At 65.1% G+C, this 21,924-nt stretch carries 24 protein-coding genes; 13 read left to right on the top strand and 11 right to left on the bottom strand.

Annotated elements, in window-relative coordinates; genetic code table 11:
* Position 1: 1 nt before the first annotated feature.
* The 10 genes from virB11 (at position 2) to F3K02_RS05025 (ending at position 9,551) form a co-directional block, all read left to right on the top strand.
* Entirely contained in the window at positions 2-1,051 is a 1,050-nt protein-coding gene (gene virB11, locus F3K02_RS04980) for a P-type DNA transfer ATPase VirB11 (protein WP_177133926.1), read from the top strand.
* Between the two features lie 5 nt (positions 1,052-1,056).
* Complete coding sequence (locus tag F3K02_RS04985) at positions 1,057-1,521, top strand: hypothetical protein (protein WP_177133928.1); 465 nt, start codon at positions 1,057-1,059, stop codon at positions 1,519-1,521.
* Between the two features lie 103 nt (positions 1,522-1,624).
* Entirely contained in the window at positions 1,625-2,110 is a 486-nt protein-coding gene (locus F3K02_RS04990; RefSeq protein WP_177133930.1) for a hypothetical protein, read from the top strand.
* 21 nt (positions 2,111-2,131) lie between these two features.
* Positions 2,132-3,556 carry a phospholipase effector Tle1 domain-containing protein gene (locus tag F3K02_RS04995; protein ID WP_177133932.1) on the top strand — a complete coding sequence of 475 codons (1,425 nt, stop codon included), beginning with the start codon at positions 2,132-2,134 and terminating at the stop codon, positions 3,554-3,556.
* A gap of 48 nt (positions 3,557-3,604) precedes the next feature.
* Entirely contained in the window at positions 3,605-4,579 is a 975-nt protein-coding gene (locus F3K02_RS05000; RefSeq protein WP_177133933.1) for a hypothetical protein, read from the top strand.
* Complete coding sequence (locus F3K02_RS05005) at positions 4,576-6,480, top strand: type IV secretory system conjugative DNA transfer family protein (protein WP_177133935.1); 1,905 nt, start codon at positions 4,576-4,578, stop codon at positions 6,478-6,480. The genes F3K02_RS05000 and F3K02_RS05005 overlap by 4 nt, the downstream gene beginning before the upstream one ends.
* 13 nt (positions 6,481-6,493) lie before the next feature.
* Entirely contained in the window at positions 6,494-6,910 is a 417-nt protein-coding gene (locus F3K02_RS05010; protein ID WP_177133938.1) for a hypothetical protein, read from the top strand.
* Positions 6,911-7,082: 172 nt separating this feature from the next.
* Positions 7,083-8,417 carry a phosphoglucosamine mutase gene (glmM, locus tag F3K02_RS05015; protein ID WP_177133940.1) on the top strand — a complete coding sequence of 445 codons (1,335 nt, stop codon included), beginning with the start codon at positions 7,083-7,085 and terminating at the stop codon, positions 8,415-8,417.
* Positions 8,417-8,914 carry a GNAT family N-acetyltransferase gene (locus tag F3K02_RS05020; RefSeq protein ID WP_210825236.1) on the top strand — a complete coding sequence of 166 codons (498 nt, stop codon included), beginning with the start codon at positions 8,417-8,419 and terminating at the stop codon, positions 8,912-8,914. Before glmM ends, F3K02_RS05020 begins: the two co-directional genes overlap by 1 nt.
* Positions 8,915-8,993: 79 nt before the next feature.
* Positions 8,994-9,551 carry a hypothetical protein gene (locus F3K02_RS05025; RefSeq protein ID WP_177133944.1) on the top strand — a complete coding sequence of 186 codons (558 nt, stop codon included), beginning with the start codon at positions 8,994-8,996 and terminating at the stop codon, positions 9,549-9,551.
* Between the two features lie 58 nt (positions 9,552-9,609).
* On the opposite strand, the gene F3K02_RS05030 is transcribed toward F3K02_RS05025, so the two are convergent.
* The 11 genes from F3K02_RS05030 to F3K02_RS05080 all read right to left on the bottom strand — a co-directional run bounded on the left by F3K02_RS05030 (position 9,610) and on the right by F3K02_RS05080 (position 18,818).
* Positions 9,610-10,812: an exo-beta-N-acetylmuramidase NamZ family protein gene (locus F3K02_RS05030; protein ID WP_218179359.1), complete on the bottom strand. Its 1,203-nt coding sequence runs from the start codon at positions 10,810-10,812 to the stop codon at positions 9,610-9,612.
* A gap of 8 nt (positions 10,813-10,820) precedes the next feature.
* The gene (locus F3K02_RS05035; protein ID WP_177133946.1) at positions 10,821-11,453 is read right to left on the bottom strand and encodes a DOMON-like domain-containing protein; all 633 of its coding nucleotides are present in this window, start codon (positions 11,451-11,453) and stop codon (positions 10,821-10,823) included.
* Positions 11,454-11,507: 54 nt separating this feature from the next.
* Entirely contained in the window at positions 11,508-11,921 is a 414-nt protein-coding gene (locus F3K02_RS05040; protein WP_177133948.1) for a hypothetical protein, read from the bottom strand.
* Between the two features lie 121 nt (positions 11,922-12,042).
* The gene (gene arsB / locus F3K02_RS05045; protein ID WP_177133949.1) at positions 12,043-13,071 is read right to left on the bottom strand and encodes an ACR3 family arsenite efflux transporter; all 1,029 of its coding nucleotides are present in this window, start codon (positions 13,069-13,071) and stop codon (positions 12,043-12,045) included.
* Between the two features lie 17 nt (positions 13,072-13,088).
* Positions 13,089-13,592: an arsenate reductase ArsC gene (locus F3K02_RS05050; RefSeq protein WP_177133951.1), complete on the bottom strand. Its 504-nt coding sequence runs from the start codon at positions 13,590-13,592 to the stop codon at positions 13,089-13,091.
* A 4-nt stretch (positions 13,593-13,596) separates the two neighbouring features.
* On the bottom strand, positions 13,597-14,118 hold the full coding sequence (locus F3K02_RS05055) for an arsenate reductase ArsC (protein WP_177133953.1): 522 nt from the start codon (positions 14,116-14,118) through the stop codon (positions 13,597-13,599).
* Positions 14,119-14,147: 29 nt separating this feature from the next.
* Entirely contained in the window at positions 14,148-15,416 is a 1,269-nt protein-coding gene (arsJ, locus tag F3K02_RS05060) for an organoarsenical effux MFS transporter ArsJ (RefSeq protein WP_177133955.1), read from the bottom strand.
* 57 nt (positions 15,417-15,473) lie between these two features.
* Positions 15,474-16,517, bottom strand: coding sequence for an ArsJ-associated glyceraldehyde-3-phosphate dehydrogenase (locus tag F3K02_RS05065; protein ID WP_177133957.1), 1,044 nt, complete (start codon positions 16,515-16,517; stop codon positions 15,474-15,476).
* A gap of 136 nt (positions 16,518-16,653) precedes the next feature.
* Positions 16,654-17,145, bottom strand: coding sequence for an ArsI/CadI family heavy metal resistance metalloenzyme (locus F3K02_RS05070; protein WP_177133959.1), 492 nt, complete (start codon positions 17,143-17,145; stop codon positions 16,654-16,656).
* 12 nt (positions 17,146-17,157) lie between these two features.
* Positions 17,158-18,468 (bottom strand): hypothetical protein, encoded by a 1,311-nt coding sequence (locus F3K02_RS05075; protein WP_177133961.1) that lies wholly within the window; start codon positions 18,466-18,468, stop codon positions 17,158-17,160.
* Positions 18,465-18,818 (bottom strand): ArsR/SmtB family transcription factor, encoded by a 354-nt coding sequence (locus F3K02_RS05080; RefSeq protein WP_177133962.1) that lies wholly within the window; start codon positions 18,816-18,818, stop codon positions 18,465-18,467. The genes F3K02_RS05075 and F3K02_RS05080 overlap by 4 nt, the downstream gene beginning before the upstream one ends.
* Before the next feature lie 187 nt (positions 18,819-19,005).
* On the opposite strand from F3K02_RS05080, the gene F3K02_RS05085 reads away from it, so the two are divergent.
* The 3 genes from F3K02_RS05085 to F3K02_RS05095 are packed head-to-tail and all read left to right on the top strand — an operon-like array spanning position 19,006 to position 21,897.
* Complete coding sequence (locus tag F3K02_RS05085; RefSeq protein WP_177133964.1) at positions 19,006-19,872, top strand: GNAT family N-acetyltransferase; 867 nt, start codon at positions 19,006-19,008, stop codon at positions 19,870-19,872.
* 1 nt (position 19,873) lies between these two features.
* Complete coding sequence (locus F3K02_RS05090) at positions 19,874-20,749, top strand: UDP-2,3-diacylglucosamine diphosphatase (RefSeq protein ID WP_177133966.1); 876 nt, start codon at positions 19,874-19,876, stop codon at positions 20,747-20,749.
* 23 nt (positions 20,750-20,772) lie between these two features.
* Positions 20,773-21,897: a glycosyltransferase family 4 protein gene (locus F3K02_RS05095; RefSeq protein ID WP_177133967.1), complete on the top strand. Its 1,125-nt coding sequence runs from the start codon at positions 20,773-20,775 to the stop codon at positions 21,895-21,897.
* Positions 21,898-21,924: the final 27 nt, after the last annotated feature.

The following is a 21,924-nucleotide window of genomic DNA, read 5'->3' on the forward strand; positions in this document are numbered from 1 at the left end:
CATGACGGCACAGACCAGCGACGAACTCATCGCGAACATTTCCACGGAGTTTCTAGAGTACCAGTACCACGTGCTGGGGATCACGAGTTTTCTGAACGATCCCCGCGTCACGGAAATCTGCATCAACCGTCCGGGGGAGGTGTTTCTGGAAACGGTCGACGGATGGCAACGCATCGACGTGCCGGGGCTCACATTTGATCGGGCCAGGCAGTTCTGCACCACGGTGGTCAACGAAAGCAAGACCGGTCAACGCATCACGCAGGTGGACCCGGTGGTGTCGCTGACTTTTCCCACCGGGCAGCGCGCGCAGTTCGTGCTGCCGCCGGCTGTGCCGTCCGATCACGTGTCGATCACGATCCGCTTGCCTTCGCGCTACACCAAGACGCTGAACCAGTACCAGGAAGACGGCTTTTTCGCGCAGATTCTGGAAGAAGACGGCAGCATCAGTGCCATGGACGAGGAGTTGCTGGCATTGAAGCGCGCACGGGATTTCCACGGATTTTTCAGCAAAGCGGTGCATTACAAGAAGAACATCGTGGTCTCCGGGGCCACCGGCAGCGGCAAGACCACCTTCATGAAATCGCTGGTGACACACATCCCGGACGACGAGCGCCTGATCACCATCGAAGACGCGCGCGAGCTGTTCATCGAGCAGCCCAACCGGGTTCACCTGATCTATTCACGCGGCGGGCAGGGCACGGCCAACGTGACCGCCAAGGGCTGCATGGAAGCCTGCCTGCGCATGAAGCCCGATCGCATCATCCTGGCGGAAATCCGGGGTGACGAGTCGTTCTATTACATCCGCAACTGTGCGTCGGGCCACCCCGGTTCCATCACCAGTTGCCACGCCGGCAGCACCAGCCAGACCTGGGACCAGATGGCCCTGATGGTCAAGGCTTCGCCCGAGGGTTCCGGCCTGGCGTTCGGCGAAATCAAGCGGCTGCTGATGCTGACCATCGACGTGGTGGTGCACATCAAGGCCCACGCGGGCCAGCGCTACATCACAGGCATCGATTTTGACCCCCAGCGCAAGCTGGCACTGGACGCGTGACACACATGACTGACACCTCTTTGTTGTTCAAATGGCTGAGCGCTGCATGCTTTTGCCTGGCTTCGCCACTGGTCCAGGGAGCGACCCCGATTCCGGGTTTGACGCCGGTGGATATGCGCGGGTTGTGGTTTCCGAAGTCAGAAGCGGGCGCGACCCAATGCGCCAGCTACCTCGGCCGTCACCCGGTGGAACCGGAGTCGGGCGCGCTGGTGATCCATGAGCGCCAGATGGTGCAGTGGGTGCAACCCGGCCAGAGCACCACGATTTTCGTGACCGACGTTCAACCGCGTCGTCGCAACACCTGGCGCATCCAGGGCCTCGTGGACGCACCGCCCTACGAGGTGCCCAAAGTGCTTGAGACCTACGTATTTGAGTTGCGTCAGGACGAATTGCACTGGTCGAGCCGGCGTGAAGACGCCCGGCTGAGCGACAAAGTGGATACCTCGGTTTTTTCGCGATGCGGGTATTGAGATGCTCTTGACCTTTTCGCCCCTCTCTTTCTGCGGCCATCGGTGCTGCGCATAGTTTTAAGGTGACCTGATGCGGACATGGCGGATTTTCGTGGGCGTCTTGATGACCCTGGTATTGGCCACAGCCTGCGCGACCAAGGTGGCGGAGCCTTGGCACAAGTTCGCGTTTGATGGCTGGAACGACAAGTGGTACCCGGCCCATGAGTTGCTGGAATACAGCTACGGTGACAAGTACCGGATGGTTCGGGCAAGTGTCATCACGCCCGAGCACCCCATCAATGAGGGTAAGAGCATGTTGCCGCCATCAACGGGTGTCAATGGACCCATGCCGGTTGGGGAATTCCTATTTGTCAAATGGCGCATCAAGTCGACAGGGGAGGTGGTCGAGGACCGGGTGGATTTGCGCCAGCGTCTACCCAAGGACATGACCGACCATGGCCTGACGTTTGTGATCGAAGGCAAGCAGCTCTATGTGTATGTGATCACGCCCAAGGTCCGCAACAGCGACTTGTCCCCCAACAAGAAGACGAGTTCATCCAGGTACCGGGAAACCTTTGAAATCTATCCCACCAACGAACTGTCCAGATAGATCTGATCAGGAGCTACGGGCATGGGAACCACCATCGAGCGCCATCTGTCGCGAGAAGAAGTCCAGCAGGTTCAGATACAGCGCGATGCCATGGGTCTGCTTCATGGCGCACCAGCCGGGAAGTTCGTTTTCTTTGCGGCGTTTGATGGCACGAACAACGACAAGGACAATCTGCGGCTGTCGGGCAACCCGTATCCGACGAATGTGGCGAATCTGCACAAGCAAGCTGAGGAAGCCTCGCCGTCGAATGGCAATCTTCAGGCCCGTTACTACCCTGGAGTGGGTACAGGGGGCGAAATGGGTGATTTGCTCCAAGCAGGCCCATTTCCCACGGAACCGGTACGGGTTGCTGCCAAACAAGCCTACCTGGACTTCGTAGAAAAGGCCGGCAACTACCTCCACAACAACCCCTCCGCCACCTTCAAAGACATCAGCCTTTCCAGCGTAGGCTTCAGCCGCGGCACCGCGTCTCAGGTATTGCTGGCTCAGATGCTCAACGACAAAGGTCTGGTGACCGAGGATGGCAAGGTGCTGGCGCCGCCTGGGGGCATCGAGGTCAAGGGCATGGTGATGTTCGACCCGGTGCACAGCTACATCAAGGGCGACATGCGCTTGCCGCCCAATGTGCAGGGTGATGTGCTGGTGGTGCGAGCCGATGATGAGTTCCGGACGGAGTTCAAAGCGGCTGACTACAGCCGCGACCCGCGCGTCAGGACCGTCAACCTGCATGGCAACCATTGCGGCATCGGTGGGGGCTCTCACCAGCGGGGCACGGCCGCCGCCGCGCTGGAGGGCTCGACGAAGTACCTACAGAACACCGGGGTGACTGTCGCGGACGTGCCCGCCAGCCAGCGGTTCGACACCAATGAGCCGGTACCACTGCACTCAGAGGCCTACCAGACCGCGCGCAACGGCGACAAGCTGTACAGCGTTTCGAGCGACGGCGATCCGGGTCAGACCCGACCTTCGCTGCAATGGGCGGTGCAGGGTGAGCGCGGTTCGCGGGGCACGACGCCCGTACACGCCGACCCCGCCCGATTTGAAACCTTCCCGGAGCACATGCGCGGCGTGCTCCAGGATCGCCGGCTGAGCGATGCACAGAAGGACAACCATGTACTGCTTCAGCACCGTTTCGATCAGCGCATGCTGAATGCCAACCTGTCCGTGACCGACCAGCAGGCGGTGCGATCACAAATCGAACGGCAGTTCTATGACCAGGCTTCCAACGGGCGCCTGAACCAACCGCTGGAACAGACCGTGCGGGCCGTGGACGAGGTGTTCGCTGCTACACGCCCACCCGAGCGAGGGGCGTCCTTTGAGCAGGACGGGGCCTTGAGCGCATGGCAGGCGCAGGCTCGGCAAAGCCTCGGCGCAGGTCTGTTGAACCCAGGGTATTCAGCCGAACAAGTCGGGCAAGTGGTCGCGCAGGAAAGGGCGCGCGCTTGAGGCTGTTGTGCCGCCGAGAAAAACCAATCAACTGAAAAGGGAGTGCCAATGAAGACAAAGATATGGGGCAGGATGCGTGTTCCGGGGGCGCTGCTGCTGACAGCAGCGCTGGCCGCGTGTGGGCATGTGCCCCTCCATTTCCTCCAACCCCAGCGCAGCGGCCTGCAGGCCCTGACTCAGCAGATTGGCCTCGATGCCGGCACGCTGCGTTTCGACTTTGAGTTCGACGACAAGGCGGACGCGGTGGAGGGCGAGGTGGGGTCGGGTTACATCGTGGTGAGTCGCGATGGCAAGGAGTTGCAGGCGTTGCCACACGCTTTTGAACTGCCACGCGAGCGGCTGGACCGGCAGGCCTGGTTGGACTTCAAGGATTTCAACGGGGACGGCCTGCTGGACTTCAAGGTCACGCGCCTGTTCGCAATGGACGGCAAGCTGTCGGTCGACAGCCTGTACCAGTTTGATGCCAAGACGGGCAACTTTGCCCAGGTGGATGTCGTGTCCAATGCCGGCGAGATCGCGGCGACCGAACCGGGTTGCCTGTCCTTGAAAGTCGTCAATGCAGCCGGCACCTCCCAACAGGAAAGCCACTGTTTTGCGCCAGCCACCGCGCGGTGGGTGCGTGCCAAGGCGGACTTGCCAAAAAAGGGGAAGGCTGTCGCGAAGGTGAGCGCGATCTGCGACCCGTTGGCGCCCGAGTTGATCAGCTGTCGCCGGGCGCGCATTGAGCAAGACCGCGTCCTGTTGACGATGGTGCGTGAATACCGCATGGGCAAGAAGCAGGTCCTGATCGGTTCGTTGGGCAAGGGCTACGCCGAGGCCTACGTTAGAACACAGCATCTGGACCACCAGAGCTGGCACCGCTACCGCGACGCGCGCTGTGCCTCACAGGTGCGTGAACAAGGGGTGGCTGTCAAGGCCTTGCCAGCAGCGACCGAGCTGTGCCGTTACGACTGGTCTCGCGACCAGTTGCGCCGCTACAAAGAGCAGGTAGCCCGCCTGGGCGAGGGGAACAGCAAGCCATGAGGCAAGCCAAGCTGCTGTTTTTTCTGGTGGCGTTGGCAGCAGCCCTGTTCGCCGGTCTGTATCTGAGCGGTCTGGTGCTTTTCTGGCGCCTGGACATGCCTTGGGCGCGCATGGATTGGCTGGACTATTGGCGCTACTGGTCTGCTTATTCGGATGTGCCCGCCCACGCCGGCGTGATCAAGAGCAGCGGGGTGATCGGGTTTGCCTTGCCACTGCTGGTGCTGGTGGCGCTGACCGCGCTGATGCTGTTCCGGAAAAAGCCCAACCTGTACGGAGAGGCCCGGTTCGCGACCGCTGGCGACCTGCGGGAGCGACGCATGCTCAAGCCCGAAGAGACGGCGCTGGTCGTGGGCAAGAAGGACGGGAAGTTCGTTTACTTCAACGGCCAGCAGTTTGCGTTGCTGGCCGCGCCCACCCGCTCGGGCAAGGGTGTGGGCATCGTGATCCCCAACCTGCTGAGCTACCAGGGCTCGGTGGTGGTGCTCGACATCAAACAGGAGAACTTCGACCTCACGAGCGGCTTTCGCGCCCGCTACGGGCAGGATGTCTACCTCTTCAACCCCTTCGCCGAAGACCGGCGCACGCACCGCTGGAACCCGCTGTCCTATGTGTCGAAGGACGAACATTTCCGCATCAGCGATGTGCAGAGCATCGCGGCCATGCTGTACCCGGTGTCGGAGCTGCACAAAGACCCGTTCTGGGCCAACCAGGCGCAGAACGCCTTTGTGGCCTTCGCGCTGTACGCCTTCGAGCAGGCCGCGTACCTGGCAGACCAGTTCGACGCACCCTATGACGCACCCACCATGGGCGGTCTGTACCGTCTGGCGTCTGGCCGACCGGGGCAGGACATCAAGGCCTACCTGTCGGAGCTGGCGGCCTGGCCACACCTGAGCCCAAGCGCACGTACCGCATTCGCCACGCTGCTCGGTCAGGCCAACGAGACCTTCGCCAGCATCATGGGCACCTTCAAGGAGCCGCTGAATCCATGGCTCAATCCGGTGGTGGACGCAGCGACCAGCGGCAACGACTTCGATTTGCGGGATGTGCGCAAAAAGAAGATGAGCATCTACGTGGTGATCCAGCCCAACAAGCTGGCCGAGAGCCGCCTGATCCTCAACCTGTTCTTCAGCCAGCTGATCAACCAGAACACCCGTGAACTGCCCCAGGCAAACCCCGAGCTCAAGCACCAGTGCCTGCTGCTCATGGACGAGTTCACCAGTATCGGGCGCGTCGACATCATCGCCAGCGCCGTCAGCTTCATGGCCGGCTACAACCTGCGGCTGATGCCCATCATCCAGAGCATGGCGCAGCTGGAGACCACCTATGGCAAGGAAAACGCGCGCACCATCATGACCAACCACGCACTGCGCATCATCTTCGCGCCGCGTGAGCAGCAGGACGCCAACGAATACAGCGAGATGCTGGGTTACACAGCCATGCGCAAGGACAGTGTGAGCCGCAGCCGTTCGCGCGACAGCAGCTACACGCGCAGCGAGAGCGACGAGCGGCGTGCGCTCATGCTGCCGCAGGAGCTAAAGGCCCTGGGCGACGACAAACAGATCCTGCTGGTCGAAGGCATGGCGCACCCGGTGATGGCTGAGAAGATCCGCTATTTCAAGGAAGCGGCTTTCAAGGAGCGCTTGCTGCCCAAGGTGGAGGTGCCGATGCTGGCCTTGCCGGGCAGCCTGCCAAAGACCTTCGAAGCCGGGGCGAACGCCCCGGTGCATCGCGCAGCCGTTGAGCAGGATGCCTCGCCCGTGGTTCACCAGAGTGTCGAATCCTCGCTGGCTCAGCAGTACGAGGCGCACCGCCAGCGCACACCCGAAGCGCCCGGCGAATACACCGGGCTGGCGGGGATCCAGCGCGAGGTGGATGGGGTGATGAGTCTGTTGGATCGGTAACCCGAATGTACCGGTGGATCCAACCTTTGCTGATGGTCGATCATCAGCCGGTCATCAGGGGCGTATCCCGGCGCAGGACGGATCTGGATTCCGGCGCCATGACAGAGTTTTTGTGGATGCCCCAGTGACTGGGCACCCATCATCGCAATGGTCGTTCGGTTCTTTGATCCGGTTCTTGTTGCTGCACGCACTGATTCTGGGAGTCATCAATCTAGCCATGGGCTGGGTGTGGTTTCAGGCGGATCATAGAAACGAGTTTTCCGGCCTGTTCCTGGTCATGGCTCTATATGCTGTACCGGTGCTCATCCTCCTCGCAGTGCCGTTTCATGCATGGATCCATCGCAAGTCGGCGCATGATCGCAAGCACTTGATGGCTCTGGCGGTAACGATGGTTTGCGTTGGATTTTTCAACCTGATTTATTTTGTCTAGTGCTCACAGGCGGGATGAACTCTGGTGCCTGCGAGACCGGTGGCATCCGTTCTGGCGCGAAGCTCTCTTTGAACCGCTGAACCTTTGAACGAGCGCGTCGTCCCTGAGGGGCGCGAGGCCGCGGCCACACCCCGATAATCCCGGGTGTCTCTGCACAAATCATTCTGAATCCATGACCCGCAAATACTTTGGCACCGACGGCATCCGCGGAACCGTTGGCCAGGCCCCGATCACGCCCGACTTCGTTCTCAAACTGGCCCACGCCGTGGGCCGCGTGCTCAAGCGCGACGAGGCGCACCCCACGGTGCTGATCGGCAAGGACACGCGCATCTCGGGCTACATGCTGGAAAGCGCGCTGGAGTCCGGCTTCAACTCCGCCGGGGTGGACGTGGTCTTGCTCGGACCGGTGCCGACACCGGCCGTGGCCTACCTGACACGCGCACAGCGCGCCAGCCTGGGCGTGGTGATCTCGGCAAGCCACAACCCTTTTGGAGATAACGGCATCAAGTTCTTCAGCGCGCAGGGCAACAAGCTCTCGGACGACTGGGAGCACGCCGTCGAGGCCGAGCTGGACAAGGACCCGGTCTGGGCCGACTCGCGCAACCTGGGCAAGGCGCGTCGCATGGACGACGCGGCGGGTCGCTACATCGAGTTCTGCAAGAGCACCTTCTCCAACGACCTCACCCTCAAGGGCCTGAAGATCGTGGTCGACGCCGCCCACGGCGCGGCGTACCAGATCGCGCCCGCGGTGTTCCATGAGCTGGGCGCCGAGGTGGTGCGCATCGGCTGCGCCCCCGACGGGCTGAACATCAACCACGAGGTCGGCGCGACCCATCCGCAGGCCCTGGTCGATGCGGTGCGGGCGAGCGGGGCCCACTATGGCGTGGCCCTGGACGGTGACGCGGACCGGCTGCAACTGGTGGACGCCAGCGGGCGCCTGTACAACGGCGACGAGCTGCTGTACCTGATCGCGGCCGACCGCATCGCGCGCGACGTGGACGTGCCCGGGGTCGTGGGCACGCTGATGACCAACATGGCGGTCGAGGTGGCGTTCCGGAAACGCGGGGTCAAGTTCGTGCGCGCCCGGGTGGGCGACCGCTACGTGCTCGAAGAGCTGGAGCGCCACGGCTGGATCCTCGGTGGTGAAGGCTCGGGGCACTTGCTGGTGCTGGACAAACACACCACCGGCGACGGCCTGGTGTCGGCGCTGCAGGTGTTGCAGGCGTGCGCCGGCAGCGGCAAGACCATGGCGCAGCTGCTGGCCGATGTGACGCTGTTTCCGCAGACCCTGATCAATGTGCGCCTGCAGCCCGGGCAGGACTGGAAAACCAACACCCTGCTGGCCGATGAGACGAAAGCGGTCGAGGCCGAGCTGGGGGACACGGGGCGCGTGCTGATCCGCGCCAGTGGCACCGAGCCGCTGCTTCGCGTGATGGTCGAGGCGCGCGATCCTCAGCAGGCCCAGGCTTGCGCCGAGCGGCTGGTGAACGCGGTGAGGGCCGGATGATGGCGGCCGCGGTTTCTGTCCGCCGCGCGGATTACGCCAACCCGCACGATGCGGCATCGCTGGTGATGCTGCTCGACGCTTACGCCAGCGATCCGGCGGGTGGCGGTGATGGCCTGAGCGACTTTGCCAAGTCCCACCTGGTGCGCGAACTCGCGGCACGACCACAGGCCTACAGCGTGCTGGCATTTGACGGTGATGCGCCGGTGGGCCTGGTCAACTGCATCGAGGGTTTTTCGACCTTTGCGTGCAAGCCGTTGGTGAACGTGCACGACGTGGCCGTGTTGTCCAGCCACCGAGGGCGTGGCATCGCCGAGCAGATGCTGGCGCTGGCCGAGATCATTGCCCGCGAACGCGGGGCGGTGAAGATGACGTTGGAGGTGCTGTCGGGCAATGCGCCCGCGGTCAAGCTCTACCAGCGCATCGGCTACGCCGGCTACCAGCTGGACCCGGCGATGGGCACGGCGCAGTTCATGCAGAAGTGGCTGGAAGCCGCCTGAATACAAGACAAGGCCGTGCACGAAGAGGGCCGCAGAGCCCTGTGCCTGGCCTGGATGGTTTTTAAGGGAGTGAGTGGATATGAAAAGACGGTCGTTTTGTGGCTTGCTGTGTGTGCTGCCCGGCGCGGCGTTGTGGGCGCAGCCCGCGTCGTTCCGTTTTGACGGTGAAAACTACATCCAGCAGTTTGTCGGTGCGCCCCCCAGCGGCGACCGGGTGGTGGAATTCGTGCGCCCGACGGAGAACCTGAACAACTGGACCCGGCTGGTCGGCTTGCGGTTTCAGCAGATGCCGTTTCTGGACAACGACCCCGTGGCCGCGGCCCTGCAACTGGAGCGGGTGGTCATGAAGGCCAACCCGCAGGCTCGCACGAGCGTGATGAGCAATGAAACGAAGACCGATGCCACCATCGACTTCCTGACCTGGTCCGCCGATCAGGCGGGCATGGAGTTCAATGTCTTTCGCTATGTGAAGAGCCCGGACGGTCGCGGTCTGGTGTCGTTGCAGGTGGCGCATCGCTTCCAGGCCAGCGAACCTCAGGTGGCCGAGAAGCTGCGCGCCACCCGCATGTCCTGGGTCCGGCAGGTGGTGGAACACGACATGGGCGCTGTGACACAGGCGGTGATGGCACGGCGCTGAGGCTGGTGCCGGGTGGGTGCTTCAGCCCCGTTCGGGATGCGGGCGATGCGGCGGGGTTTCAGTACAGCAGGTACGGCCGACGCGCTTGCGCCCAGGCCGCTTCGTCGGCCGCCGCAAGGGCATCCAGCTCATCCGCCGAGGCCTCTGGGTCGTCCACCCACTCGCGCAGTGCCGGCCCGCCATTGATCAGGTCGATCGCTAGGCGATCGTGTTCGTACTCGTAGGCGAAGTCGCGCCACAGCGGGTAGTTGGGTGCCTGCAGCCGCAGCGCCTTGAACGCCAGGGCCTGCAGGCGCCAGGGCTGGAACGCGGTGTGGTCGTAGTGCGTCGGGTCTTCCACGTGGATCTGCACGCCGGCACAGAGCTGGCCGGCGTGTTTGTGGAAGGTGGGCTCAAAGAAACACTCGCGCAACACACAGCCTTTGAGCCACTGCGGTGCGGTGCGGTGCATGTCGGCGATCAGGCGCCGCGCGTCGATGCCAGGTGCACCGAACAGCTCCAGCGGGCGCGTGGTGCCGCGGCCTTCGCTGAGCGTCGTGCCTTCGAGCATCACGGTGCCAGCGTAGGCGCGGGCCATCCAGAGGTTGGCGGCGTTGGGGCTGGGGTTGACCCAAGTGCGCTCGGTGGGCCAGCCGAAACCGGGCGCAGCGTCGGGCGCCCAGCCTTCCATGGTGATCACGCGGTATTCGACCGTCAGCCCCAGCGTGGTGATGAACCAGTGGCCAAGCTCGCCCATGGTCATTCCGTGGCGCATAGGCATGGGGCCTGCGCCGACGAAGCTCTCCCAGCCTTCGCGCAGCGTCAGGCCCTCGACCGGGCGGCCGGCGGGGTTGGGGCGGTCGAGCACCCAGACCTCCTTGCCATGTTGCGCGGCGGCTTCGAGCACGTAGCGCAGCGTGGTGATGAAGGTGTAGATGCGGCAGCCCAGGTCCTGCAGGTCGACCAGCAGCACGTCGAACGCGTCCATCATGGCGTCGGTGGGGCGGCGCACCTCGCCGTACAGGCTGAACACAGGAATGCCGAGGCGCGGGTCGAGGTAGTCGGGCGACTCGACCATGTTGTCCTGCTTGTCGCCGCGCAGGCCGTGCTGCGGGCCGAAGGCGGCCGTGAGTTTCACGTCGGGCAGGGCGGCGAGCGCATCGAGCGAATGGGTGAGGTCGCGGATGACCGAAGCCGGGTGGGCCAGCAGGGCGATCCGCCGGCCGGCGAGCGGGGCGCGCAGGGCGGGGTCTTCCAGAAAACGTTCGATGCCGAATTTCATGCGGGGTGTCAGGCGGGGTTGAAGGGTGCTGTGGGAAACGGCGGCAGGTCGAGCACATGCGCGAAACCGGCGCGGTGGTGAAAGTCGGGGCGTGCGGCGGGGTGGTGCAGGGCCCAGTAGCTGAGCTGGCCATCGCGGGTTTCCAGGACGGCACTCAGTCCCAGGATCAGGGGCGCGCTGGCCGTGGCTTCTGGCAATGCCTCACGCGGCAGCCAGACTTGCAGATTGAGGGACTGCGCCTGTTCCGCGAACTCCAGCTCAGGCTCGAAGGGCGGCGCTGCTGCCTCGGCGGGCAGATCGCGCACCCGTTCGGCGCTGAAGCGGTAAGCCGCCCACCGACCCGATGGCGAAAAATTGAACTCCTGGTAGGCCGGCTCGCCAGCGCGGGCGACGAAGGCCTCCAGGCAGGTGTGCTGCCACAGGCCATCGGCCGGTCCGGGAACACGGGGCGGCGGGACGAGCAGTCCCGCCGTGTCACCCGTGATGCGGTAGTGCAGCAGCCAGCCGGCGCCAGTCTCGGTACCCGCCGCCGCCAGTGACACGCTCAGCTGCAGGTCGAGCGGGCAGGGGGTGGCGGGGTGGCAGGTCAGCGCCAGAGGCCTCGCGGGCAATGGCTGGATCGGGGTGGGGGCGGAAGTCACAGCCCCGTATTCTGGCAGGCCGGAGCCGCTCCGGCCGTGGTCAGCGCGTCGCGCTCACGGCTGGTAGCAACGGCCCGACGGGTCGTTGTCGATGCGGATCAGCTGGTTGTTGCCACCGCCCCAGACGGTGCCGCCGGTGAAGGTCAGGCAGCCGTCGCCTTTGTAGTGGGTGATGATGCGGCGGGCATCGCTGCCGAAGTAAAACGGGATCCAGCGCTTGCCGGTGTCGTGGGAGTACATCGCATCGGCCTCGCCGATGCGCTTTCGGACCGACTGGGCCTCCATGCCGATCCGGAGCTGGGCAAACCGGCTGCCGGGTGCGGCGGTGCCCGTGACCTCGCCTTCAGACTGGCCGTCGATGGACTTCACCTCGCGCACTGGCGGCTCGGTGGGTTCGAGGGAAATGCTGGAGCACCCCCAGATCGATGAGAGCAAACTGACGACCAACAGGGTGCGCGGTGTGTGCATGGGGATGCTCCTGGATCGACCGAAGAAGGCGGTTCTTCACCGAAGGGAACCGCCAAGGCAGGCTGCCACCGCAGCTCGTTCAAATTGTAGTGAGGACGCTGGTGCAGCGCGGTGCCGCTGCTCAGAGCGTCTGGGGCACGAACCAGTGCCGCGTTCGGTTGATCAGCGCCACCAGCGACAGCATCACCGGCACTTCCACCAGCACGCCGACCACCGTGGCCAGCGCAGCGCCCGAGTGCAGGCCGAACAGTGAGATCGCCACCGCCACGGCGAGTTCGAAGAAATTCGAGGTGCCGATCAGGCAGGCTGGCGCGGCGATGTTGTGGGGCAGCTTGAGCCAGCGCGCGCCCACGTAACCGATGGCAAAGATGCCGTAGGTCTGTATCAGCAGGGGGATGGCGATCAACCCGATCACCAGCGGCTGGGCCACGATGGTCTCGGCCTGGAAGCCGAACAGCAGCACCACGGTGGCAATCAGGCCCACCACCGACCAGGGCTTGAGCAACTTCACGAACGCGCTCACCGCTGTCTCGCCACCGTTCGAGCGCAGCCATTGGCGCGTGAGCACACCCGCCACCAGCGGCAGCACGACATAGAGCACGGTGGACAGCAGCAGTGTCTGCCAGGGCACGGCCAGATCGGTCACGCCGAGCAGGAAGGCGGCGATGGGCGCGAAAGCGAACACCATGATGAGATCGTTCACCGACACCTGCACCAGCGTGTAGTTGGGGTCGCCCTTGGTGAGCTGGCTCCAGACGAACACCATGGCGGTGCAGGGCGCCACACCCAGCAGGATCATGCCGGCGATGTATTCGTTGGCGGACTGCGGGTCCACGAAGGGCGCGAACAGGTATTTGAAGAACAGCACGCCCAGCGCCGCCATGGTGAACGGCTTGATGAGCCAGTTGATCACCACGGTGAGCAACAGGCCCTGCGGCTTCTTGCCGACGTCGCGCACCGCCGCGAAGTCGATCTGGATCATCATCGGGTAGATCATGATCCAGATCAGCACGGCGACGATCAGGTTGACGTGCGCCACTTCAATCGCCGCGATGGCGGCGAAGCTGGCGGGCGTGAGCAGGCCCAGGCCGACACCCGCGAGGATGCCCAGGCCGACCCAGACGGTGAGGTAGCGTTCGAAGAGTCCCATGCGGCGATTGTGATGGGTCAGCCCTGGGCCAGGCGCCGGGCTTCGGCTTCCAGCATCAGGCGGTCGAGCTGGGCCAGGGGCAGGTTCATCAGCAGCTCCAGACGCTGGTGCAGCGCGTGCAAGACCTGCTTGAAGGCATACAGCTGTTCGTCGTGGCTGCCGGTCAGAAGCGTCGGGTCTTCATAGCTCCAGTGCGCGGTGGCGGGGTGGCCTGGCCAGACCGGGCAGACTTCCGCTGCCGCGTCGTCACACAGCGTGATGATCAGGTCCATGTGTGGCGCTTCGGGCAGCGCGAACCGATCCCAGCTTTTGCTGCGCAGACCATCGGTTCGGATGCCGGCGGCTTGCAACACTTCCAGTGTCAGCGGGTGCGCAGTCCCGTCCTGGCTGGGTTGGCAACCGGCCGAGTGGGCGCGAAACGTGGGCCCATCCATGTGGTTGAGCACGGCTTCGGCCATCAGGCTGCGGGCGGTGTTGTGGTTGCAGAGAAAGAGGATGTGAACGGGGTGCTGGAGGCTCATGGGCTCAGGCGCTGGCGGGTTCGGTGGCCGTGACCAGGCCAATGTCGGTCACTTCTTTCTGCAGCGTCAGACGGCTGAGCTTTTCGATCGGCAGGCACATCAGGAGCGAGATGCGGCGCGAGAGCACGCTGAACGCATCGTTGAAGGCGCGCTGGCGCTGCTCTTCGGTACCAGTGGCGGCGGCCGGATCGGCCACGCCCCAGTGGGCCGAGATCGGTTGTCCGGGCCAGACCGGGCAGACTTCGGCCGCCGCCTTGTCGCAGACGGTGAACACGAAGTCCATCACCGGCGCGTCCGGCGTGGCGAATTCGTCCCAGTTCTTGCTGCGCAGGCTGTCGGTCCTGTAGTGGTTGCGCTGCAGCAGATCGATAGCCATCGGGTGCACGCTGCCTACCGCGTGGCTGCCCGCGCTGTGGCCGCGGAACCGGCCAGCCGACTGCGCGTTGAGGATGGCTTCGGCCATGATGCTGCGCGCCGAATTGCCGGTGCACAGGAACAGCACGTTGTAAACCTTGGGGGTGTTCATGGAATCGTCCTTTGGAAGGAATGCAGGAACTAGGGCGTGGGTGAGGGAGATCCGTGGAGCGCCAGGCGCGTGGGCAAGCCCAGCGTCAGCAGCCAGCACACCAGCAGCATCAGCGCCGAGCCCACCAGCGCGTAGAGCAAGCCGCCCCACTGGTAGAGCAGGCCCGACATCAGCGTGCCGAAGAAGCGGCCCAGCGCGTTGGCGGCGTAATAGAAGCCCACGTCTTCGGCCGCTTTCTCGCTGCCGGCGTAGGCCAGGATCAGGTAGGAGTGCACCGAGGAGTTGACGGCGAAGGCGAAGCCGAACAGGCCCAGGCCGCCGACCACCCACCACTGCAAATTCGGCGCTTCCAGCAGCACGGCGGTGGCGATGCCCACTGGAATCAGCGCCAGCGCCAGCGACCACCAGCGCGCCTCCGGCACCTCGGCGCTCAGGCCGTCGGCGCTGCGGCTGACGATGTTGGGCGCGAGCGCCTGCACCAGGCCGTAGCCGATGGTCCAGAGCGCGAGAAAGCCGCCGACCATGGTGAAGGTCCAGCCCTGCGAATACAGGAACACCGGCACGCCGACCACGAACCACACGTCGCGTGCGCCGAACAGCGCCACACGCGCGGCGGCCAGCGCGTTGATGCCGGCGTTCTTCGCAAACAGTTCCTTGGCCGATTTGGACGCCTTGCTCTTGCCCATCAGTGGCGGCACGAAGCCCACCACGCCCGCCAACACCAGCACCAGCAAGCCGGCCATGGCCCAGAGCGCGTGCTGGAAGCCCAGCGCATCGAGCAGCAGGCCGCCGAGGAAAAAGCCGAAGCCCTTCATGGCGTTTTTGCTGCCGGTGAACCAGGCGACCCACTTGAACAACTGGCCCGAGCCCTGGTTCTTCGCCTGGTCGGCGGTGATCTTGATGGCCGACTTGCTGGCGGTCTTGGTCAGGTCCTTGGCCACGCCGCAGATACCTTGCGCCACCACCACCCAGGCCACCGACATGACCGCCGTCCAGGCCGGGTTCAGCAGCGAGAGCAGGGTGAAGCCGGTGATCTGCGTGACCAGGCCCACGGTCAGCATGCGCTGGATGCCGTAGCGTGTGGCCAGCCAGCCGCCGATCAGGTTGGCCAGCACGCCCGCCGCTTCGTAGAGCAGGAACAGGAAGGCCAGCGTGAACGGCGAATAGCCCAGGCGGTAGAAGTGCAGCAGCACCAGCATGCGCAGCGCGCCGTCGGTGAGCGTGAAACCCCAGTAGGCGGCGGTGACGATGGCGTAGTTGCGGGTGGCGCTGCTGGCGCCAGAAGAGGCGGTGGTCATGGTGAGGGCTTCGACAGGCTCAGCCCGAACGGTGTTGATGCTTGGGCCTGCATGGCTTCAGATACCCTGGGCTTCAAGGTGACAAGCCAGATCCACCATGCGCGTGGCGTAGCCCATCTCGTTGTCGTACCAGGCGTAGACCTTGAGCAGCGTGCCGTCGGTCACCATGGTGGAGAGGCCGTCCACGATGGCGCTGCGTGTGTCGCGCGCGTAATCGGCGCTCACCAGCGGGCGGCTCTCGTAACCCAGGATGCCGGCCAGCGGGCCCTTGGCGGCGGCTTCGAACAGGGCGTTGACTTCTTCCGCTGTGGTCGCGCGGTTGAGCTCAAACACGCAGTCGGTCAGCGAGGCGTTGAGCGCCGGCACACGCACCGCGTGGCCGTTGAGCTTGCCCTTGAGTTCGGGGTAGATCAGCGCGATGGCGGTGGCGCTACCGGTCGTCGTGGGGGCCAGATTGACCATGGCGCTGCGCGCGCGGCGCAGGTCCTTGTGCGGTGCGTCCACCACCAAGTTGGTGTTGGTCGGGTTGTGCAGCGTGGTGATCTGGCCATGCTTGATGCCAATGGCTTCGTGCACAACTTTCACGACCGGCGCCAGGCAGTTGGTGGTGCAGGACGCGGCAGTGACGATGCGGTCGCGCGCCGGGTCGTACAGGTGGTCGTTGACGCCGACCACGATGTTCAGCACCTCGCCGACCTTCACCGGCGCCGCCACGATCACGCGCTTGGCACCGCGGTCCAGGTGGCCCTGGATCGTTTCGGGCGTGAGGAACTTGCCGGTGCATTCGAGCACCAGGTCCACGCCGAGGTCGCCCCAGGGAATCTCAGCAGCTGTGGCGTATTCGGAAAAGCCCAGGCGCTGATCGTTGATGCGGATGGCGTTGTCGCCCTCGGCGGCGATGTCGGCGCGCCATTTGCCCTGCACCGTGTCAAAGGCCAGCAGGTGGGCGGTGGCGGCAGCGCCGCCCTTGATCTCATTCAGGTGCACAACCTCGAGGCGGTTGCCCGCGCGGGGGTCGATGGCTTCGCGTTCGATCGCGCCGAACGCGGCGCGCAGGGCCAGGCGGCCCATGCGGCCCATGCCGTTAATACCAACTTTCATGTTGACAGGTCCAGTGAAGGGGAAAAATCGGGAATCAGATCGGGTGCGGACGCTTCAATGAATATTGAATTGTCTGGTGTCCATGTGACGAACGTGTGACACCGTCCGGCGTGTCACACAGCGGCCACGCCGGGGATCAGCGCCCGCAGCAGCCGGCGGCTGACGCCGGAGCTGCTGCCGGACTGCAGCAGACGTTGGCCGAAGAGGCTGCGGGCGCTGGCGCGCAGCACGCTGTGGCCGCAGGTGCCGCGGCTTCGTTGAACACGGGGATGTTGCCCAGCGTGTGGAACTGCTCCCAGGCCACGCCTTGCGGGTCGGTGATCCAGTACTTGTCGCTGCGGGCGTAGCAGCAGGTGGTTTCGCCTTCGTCGAGCAGGGCCATGTCGGCCGCCTGCGCCTGGGCCTTGAGTGCGCCGAGCTCGTCGGCCGACGACACCTGGATGCCCAGGTGGTCCAGCCCGGTGCTGGTGCCGCGCGTGGAGATGGCAAAGTTCACCGGCGGGTCTTCCAGCATCCACTTGGCGTAATCGCCTTCGGTGCGGGTGGGCGGCTGGTTGAACAGGGCCGAGTAAAAACCAATGTTCTTGTCTAGGTCGTTGACGTGCAGGTGGACGTGAAAACGTTTCATCAGAATCTCCAGTCAGGCTTGAAAGGGAAGGGGTTCGGGGAGCGTGGCGGCGGCCGGCAGCACCACCACCGGTGAGAAACCGCCGCCTTCGGTGCGGAAGTTGGTGGTCTGGCCCGACCAGGTGCGCGCGGCCAGTAGCTGCACCTGGCCGCGGTAGGTGTAGGCGCGCAGGTCCAGCTTGAGCAGCGTGGTCTGGCCGTCCACCGACACCCGCCGTTCGCTGGGCGGCACGGTGGTCTGGGCGACGTAGTCCCCCGCCAGGATCTCGCCCCACACGCGCCGGGTGAGCTTGTCGCCGCGGTAGGCAGCGCGCGCGCCGAAACCGGCGGCGGGTTTGAAGAACAGGGTGCGCCGCCGGGTCCAGAGGTCATCGGCGTTATCGACCGTGACGCGCTGTGTGGCGGGCACCACCTGGCGCAGCACGGCGCGGTCGCTCTCGCTCACCCCCCAGGTTTCGAGCAGCGCGGCGTCGGACAGCGCGATCAGGTTGCGTTTGTCGGCGTACAGCGCGTGGGTGCGCGGGTGCGGCGTGACCACAGCCGCGCCGGCGCGGTAGGCCTGTTGCAGCGCATCGTGGCTGCCGTCCTGCAGGTAGAAGTCGGTCAGGCGGTTGTAGACCAGGTCCACCGGCATGCCGGCCGGCAGGGCCGGGTGCCAGAGCGCACCGTCGCGCCATTGCAGCTCGCGCGCATCGGCCACCACGGCGATCAGGCCGTGCGCGGCGAACAGCGCGCGCGCCATCTGGAACTCGGGCGCGAGGTACTGCTCGCCGGGCGCGTCGTCCACGATCAGCACGTTGCGCAGCGGTGCATCGCCGCGCTGCGACTGCCACTCGGCGCGGAACATGGCGACGAACACCTCGTCGAGCCGTTGCAGCGTATCCGCCGGGTCGAACAATGGCTCGAAGCCCGTGCAGCAGGCGCGGTGCGCCCTCGCCAGCGCGGCGTTGAGCAGGGCGCCGCCAGCGTTGCTGTTGATCTCGATCAGCTTGGGCCCGTCGGCGGCGAGGTGGAAGTCGTAGCCCATGAAGACACCGGCCGGGCCCCAGTCCAGCGCCGCGATCGGGTTCGCTCGCGCCAGGGCCTGGGCGTGCCAGGCGGGCAGGGCGATCACCCGCTCCAGCGTCTGCACGGCCATCACGATCTGCTGCTGCACCCCGGGGTCGAGGAAAACCGCGCTGGCCGAGAACAGGTGCGGGTGGCTCTTGGCCAGCCGCGCGGTCAGACCGCCGAGCGCCGGGCTGGTTTCCAGTTGCTCGCGCAATCGGTTGGGCTGCAAGGTCTGGCAGGCACAGCCGAGGTTGATCGCGTCGGCCAGGTTCATGGCGCCGTCCCGCAACCGGTGCAACCGGCATCCACCGGGATTTCGCAGGGCTCACCAGCGCAGCAGTGTTCGGTGAGGTAGCCGAGCAGGGCGTTCATGCGGTCGAAGCTGGCGCGGTAGATCAGGTGGCGCCCCTGCGGCTCGGCGCTCACCAGATCGGCGTGGGCGAGTTCCTTGAGGTGGAACGAGAGCGCGCTGGGCGACACCCCCAGCTGTTCGGCCAGGACGCCGGGCGTGAGGCCGTCGGGGCCGGCCACAACCAGCGCACGGAAGGCGCGCAGGCGCTGCACCTGGGCGAGCGCGGCCAGCGCGCTCAGGGCCTGGGATTCCAAGGGTGTTGTGATTTCCATATTTCAATATTACTTGAAACGTGAAATCGATGCCTGTTTTTTCCATGCCCACATGGGCCGGAGGGTGTCATCAAAACTTCATGCCGCTGCCACAGACGGGACATGCGCTATTCCCAGAATGCAGGTTCATGAACACGAGCACACCGACCACAGCGCCTGCGATGGGCGCATCCACCAGGAGCCTGCCATGAGAGAACTGCCCACCCCCACACTGAACCTCTCGCCGGTGAGCCGGCCCCGGGGGTTGCTTCATCCGCGCTCACCTGCTCAGTCTCAGCCCCTGGTGGCCAGGCCGCTGGCGGAAACGCCCGCGGCTGGTGGTATCGAAGTCTCGTGGGCCCGCCACCTGGACGAGGTTCGTGAAGCGCAACGACTGAGGCACGCGGTGTTTGCCGGCGAGATGGGGGCCATCCTCTCGAACGCCGTGCCCGGGCACGACGTGGACCTGTTCGACGACTTTTGCGAACACCTGCTGGTGCGCGACAGCGCCACGCGGCAGGTGATCGGCACCTACCGCGTGCTCACGCCGGCCCAGGCACGGCGCGTGGGCAGCACCTACAGCGACACCGAATTCGACCTGACGCGGCTGCGCAATGTGCGCGAGCGCATGGTGGAACTGGGCCGCAGCTGCGTGCACCGCGATCACCGCCATGGCGGCGTGATCATGGCGCTGTGGGGTGCACTGGCCGAATTCATGGTGCGCAACCAGCTCGATACCATGATCGGTTGCGCCAGCATCCCCATGCAGCACCAGGGCGAACACGGCATGGTCGGCGGCGGTCACGCCGCGGCCAGCATCTGGCGCCAGGTGAAAGAGAAGCACCTCGCTTCCATCGAATTCCACGTGCGCCCGCGCCTGCCGCTGCCCATCGAACAACTCGACGACACGCTGGATGTGGATCCGCCCGCGCTGATCAAAGGGTATCTGCGCCTCGGCGCCAAGGTGCTGGGCGCACCGGCCTGGGACCCGGACTTCAACGCCGCCGACCTGCCGATGATGATGCGCATCGCCGATCTGCCAGCGCGCTACCGCAAGCACTTCCTGGGCGCTTGAGATGCGCACGGCCTTCGAAGCACTGGGCGGTTGGGGGCAGGTGGGGAATCTGTCTGCAGGCTTCGAAACCGATGACGAGCATCCCAACGAGGGCGGAGAACGGCCCCGTTTTCGGGCCGTTTTCATTTCCGATCTGCACCTGGGCACGGCGGGCTGCCAGGCCAGTGCCTTGCTGGAGTTCCTGAAGCACCACCCGAGCCAGACGCTGTACCTGGTGGGCGACATCATCGATGGCTGGCAGCTGCGCCGCAAATGGTTCTGGCCGCAGGCGCACAACGACGTGGTGCAGAAGCTGCTGCGCCGTGCACGCAAGGGCTGCCGGGTGGTGTTCGTGCCGGGCAACCACGACGAGTTTGCGCGCCAGTTCCATGGCCACAACTTTGGCGGTATCGAGGTCAGCAACGAGGCCGTTCACACCACGGCCGACGGGCAGCGGCTGTGGGTCGTGCACGGTGACCACTTTGACGGCGTGATCCAGTGCGCCAAGTGGCTGGCTTACGTGGGCGACAACCTCTACGAGTTCACGCTGCGCCTGAACCGCCACCTGAACTCGCTGCGCGCGCGCATGGGCCTGCCGTACTGGTCGCTCTCGCAATACCTCAAGCACAAGGTCAAGAGCGCGCTGAACTACGTGACCGATTTCGAGCGCGCCGTGGCCGCCGAAGCGCGCCACAAGGGCTACCAGGGCGTGGTCTGCGGTCACATCCACCGCCCGGAGATGCGCCACATCGACGGCACGCTCTACTGCAACGATGGCGACTGGGTGGAAAGCCTGTCGGCGCTGGTCGAGCACATGGACGGCCGGCTGGAGCTGGTGCACTGGACACCCTCCATCGCTGAACGGCCGTCAGAGCCGCAGCTGCGCCAGACGGCCTGAAAGAGACACCCAGGGAGGCAAAAATGAAACTGGTTCTGGTGACGGACGCCTGGTTGCCCCAGGTCAACGGCGTGGTGAGCACGCTGGTGGAGCTGGTGCGCCAGCTCCAGGCGCGCGGCGACGAGGTTGTGGTGATCCAGCCCGGGCAGTTCCACACCCGGCCATGCCCTGGGTTTCCGGGCATCGCGCTGGCGCTGTTCCCGGGCCGGCAACTGGCGCGCATGGTCGACGCGGCCAACCCCGACGCCATCCACATCGCCACCGAAGGCCCGCTGGGCTGGGCGGCGCGAAGCCATTGCCTGCGCCGCGGATTGCCTTTCACCACCGCCTTCCACACCCGGTTTCCCGAGATCCTGCAGACGATGCTGCGTGTGCCGCTGTCCTGGAGCTATGCGCTGCTGCGCCGTTTCCACCGGCCCAGCAGCGGCGTCATGGTGCCGACCCGCGGTGTGCTCGACCTGCTGGAACAACGGGGTTTTGGCAAGCTGCGCGAGTGGACACACGGGGTCGATACGCGCCTGTTTGCGCTCGCCCCCGAGGCCACCGAGTTCCCGCCCCTGGGCCACCTGGCGCGGCCGGTGAGCCTGTACGTGGGGCGTGTTGCTGCAGAAAAGAACATCGAGGCGTTCCTTTCGCTCGACGTGCCGGGCAGCAAGGTGGTGTGTGGGGTGGGGCCGCTGAAGACCGCGCTGCAGGAGCGTTATCCCAATGTGCACTGGCTCGGTGTGTTGCCGCGCCAGGAACTCGCGCAGGTGTACGCCGCGGCCGACGTGTTCGTGTTTCCCTGCCGCAACGAAACCTTCGGGCAGGTGATGCTCGAAGCCATGGCCTGCGGTGTGCCGGTGGCGTCGTATCCGGTGCACGGGCCGCTGCAGGTGTTGGGTGATGCCGGAGCCGGCGCGATGCGCGAGGACCTGCGCGAGGCCTGGTTCGAGGCGCTGAAGGTCAAGCGCCATGCGGCGCGCGCCCGCGCCCAGCAGTTCAGCTGGGGCCGTGCCACGACCCTGTTCGCCTCTTTCCTGGTGCTGTTCCCGCCGCGGCAGCGCAAACCCCGGCCGTCGCCGCTGAACGCGGCCGCTGCCGTGCGGTCCTTGCCGGGCATGGAGGCGGTCAGACTGTCACACAAACGTCATCCAGCTGTTGAATAATCGTCAAGATCATGTGACATGGACGCC

Source organism: Hydrogenophaga aromaticivorans (assembly GCF_013387465.1).
Taxonomy (GTDB): Bacteria; Pseudomonadota; Gammaproteobacteria; order Burkholderiales; family Burkholderiaceae_C; genus Hydrogenophaga; species Hydrogenophaga aromaticivorans.

Excerpts from the sequence above, each read along its gene's own strand:
- virB11 (WP_177133926.1), top strand. The coding sequence starts at position 2 with ATGACGGCACAGACCAGCGACGAACTCATCGCGAACATTTCCACGGAG.
- F3K02_RS04985 (WP_177133928.1), top strand. The coding sequence starts at position 1,057 with ATGACTGACACCTCTTTGTTGTTCAAATGGCTGAGCGCTGCATGCTTT.
- F3K02_RS04990 (WP_177133930.1), top strand. The coding sequence starts at position 1,625 with ATGACCCTGGTATTGGCCACAGCCTGCGCGACCAAGGTGGCGGAGCCT.
- F3K02_RS04995 (WP_177133932.1), top strand. The coding sequence starts at position 2,132 with ATGGGAACCACCATCGAGCGCCATCTGTCGCGAGAAGAAGTCCAGCAG.
- F3K02_RS05000 (WP_177133933.1), top strand. The coding sequence starts at position 3,605 with ATGAAGACAAAGATATGGGGCAGGATGCGTGTTCCGGGGGCGCTGCTG.
- F3K02_RS05005 (WP_177133935.1), top strand. The coding sequence starts at position 4,576 with ATGAGGCAAGCCAAGCTGCTGTTTTTTCTGGTGGCGTTGGCAGCAGCC.
- glmM (WP_177133940.1), top strand. The coding sequence starts at position 7,083 with ATGACCCGCAAATACTTTGGCACCGACGGCATCCGCGGAACCGTTGGC.
- F3K02_RS05020 (WP_210825236.1), top strand. The coding sequence starts at position 8,417 with ATGGCGGCCGCGGTTTCTGTCCGCCGCGCGGATTACGCCAACCCGCAC.
- F3K02_RS05025 (WP_177133944.1), top strand. The coding sequence starts at position 8,994 with ATGAAAAGACGGTCGTTTTGTGGCTTGCTGTGTGTGCTGCCCGGCGCG.
- F3K02_RS05030 (WP_218179359.1), bottom strand. The coding sequence starts at position 10,812 with ATGAAATTCGGCATCGAACGTTTTCTGGAAGACCCCGCCCTGCGCGCC.
- F3K02_RS05040 (WP_177133948.1), bottom strand. The coding sequence starts at position 11,921 with ATGCACACACCGCGCACCCTGTTGGTCGTCAGTTTGCTCTCATCGATC.
- arsB (WP_177133949.1), bottom strand. The coding sequence starts at position 13,071 with ATGGGACTCTTCGAACGCTACCTCACCGTCTGGGTCGGCCTGGGCATC.
- F3K02_RS05050 (WP_177133951.1), bottom strand. The coding sequence starts at position 13,592 with ATGAGCCTCCAGCACCCCGTTCACATCCTCTTTCTCTGCAACCACAAC.
- F3K02_RS05055 (WP_177133953.1), bottom strand. The coding sequence starts at position 14,118 with ATGAACACCCCCAAGGTTTACAACGTGCTGTTCCTGTGCACCGGCAAT.
- arsJ (WP_177133955.1), bottom strand. The coding sequence starts at position 15,416 with ATGACCACCGCCTCTTCTGGCGCCAGCAGCGCCACCCGCAACTACGCC.
- F3K02_RS05065 (WP_177133957.1), bottom strand. The coding sequence starts at position 16,517 with ATGAAAGTTGGTATTAACGGCATGGGCCGCATGGGCCGCCTGGCCCTG.
- F3K02_RS05070 (WP_177133959.1), bottom strand. The coding sequence starts at position 17,145 with ATGAAACGTTTTCACGTCCACCTGCACGTCAACGACCTAGACAAGAAC.
- F3K02_RS05075 (WP_177133961.1), bottom strand. The coding sequence starts at position 18,468 with ATGAACCTGGCCGACGCGATCAACCTCGGCTGTGCCTGCCAGACCTTG.
- F3K02_RS05080 (WP_177133962.1), bottom strand. The coding sequence starts at position 18,818 with ATGGAAATCACAACACCCTTGGAATCCCAGGCCCTGAGCGCGCTGGCC.
- F3K02_RS05085 (WP_177133964.1), top strand. The coding sequence starts at position 19,006 with ATGAGAGAACTGCCCACCCCCACACTGAACCTCTCGCCGGTGAGCCGG.
- F3K02_RS05090 (WP_177133966.1), top strand. The coding sequence starts at position 19,874 with ATGCGCACGGCCTTCGAAGCACTGGGCGGTTGGGGGCAGGTGGGGAAT.
- F3K02_RS05095 (WP_177133967.1), top strand. The coding sequence starts at position 20,773 with ATGAAACTGGTTCTGGTGACGGACGCCTGGTTGCCCCAGGTCAACGGC.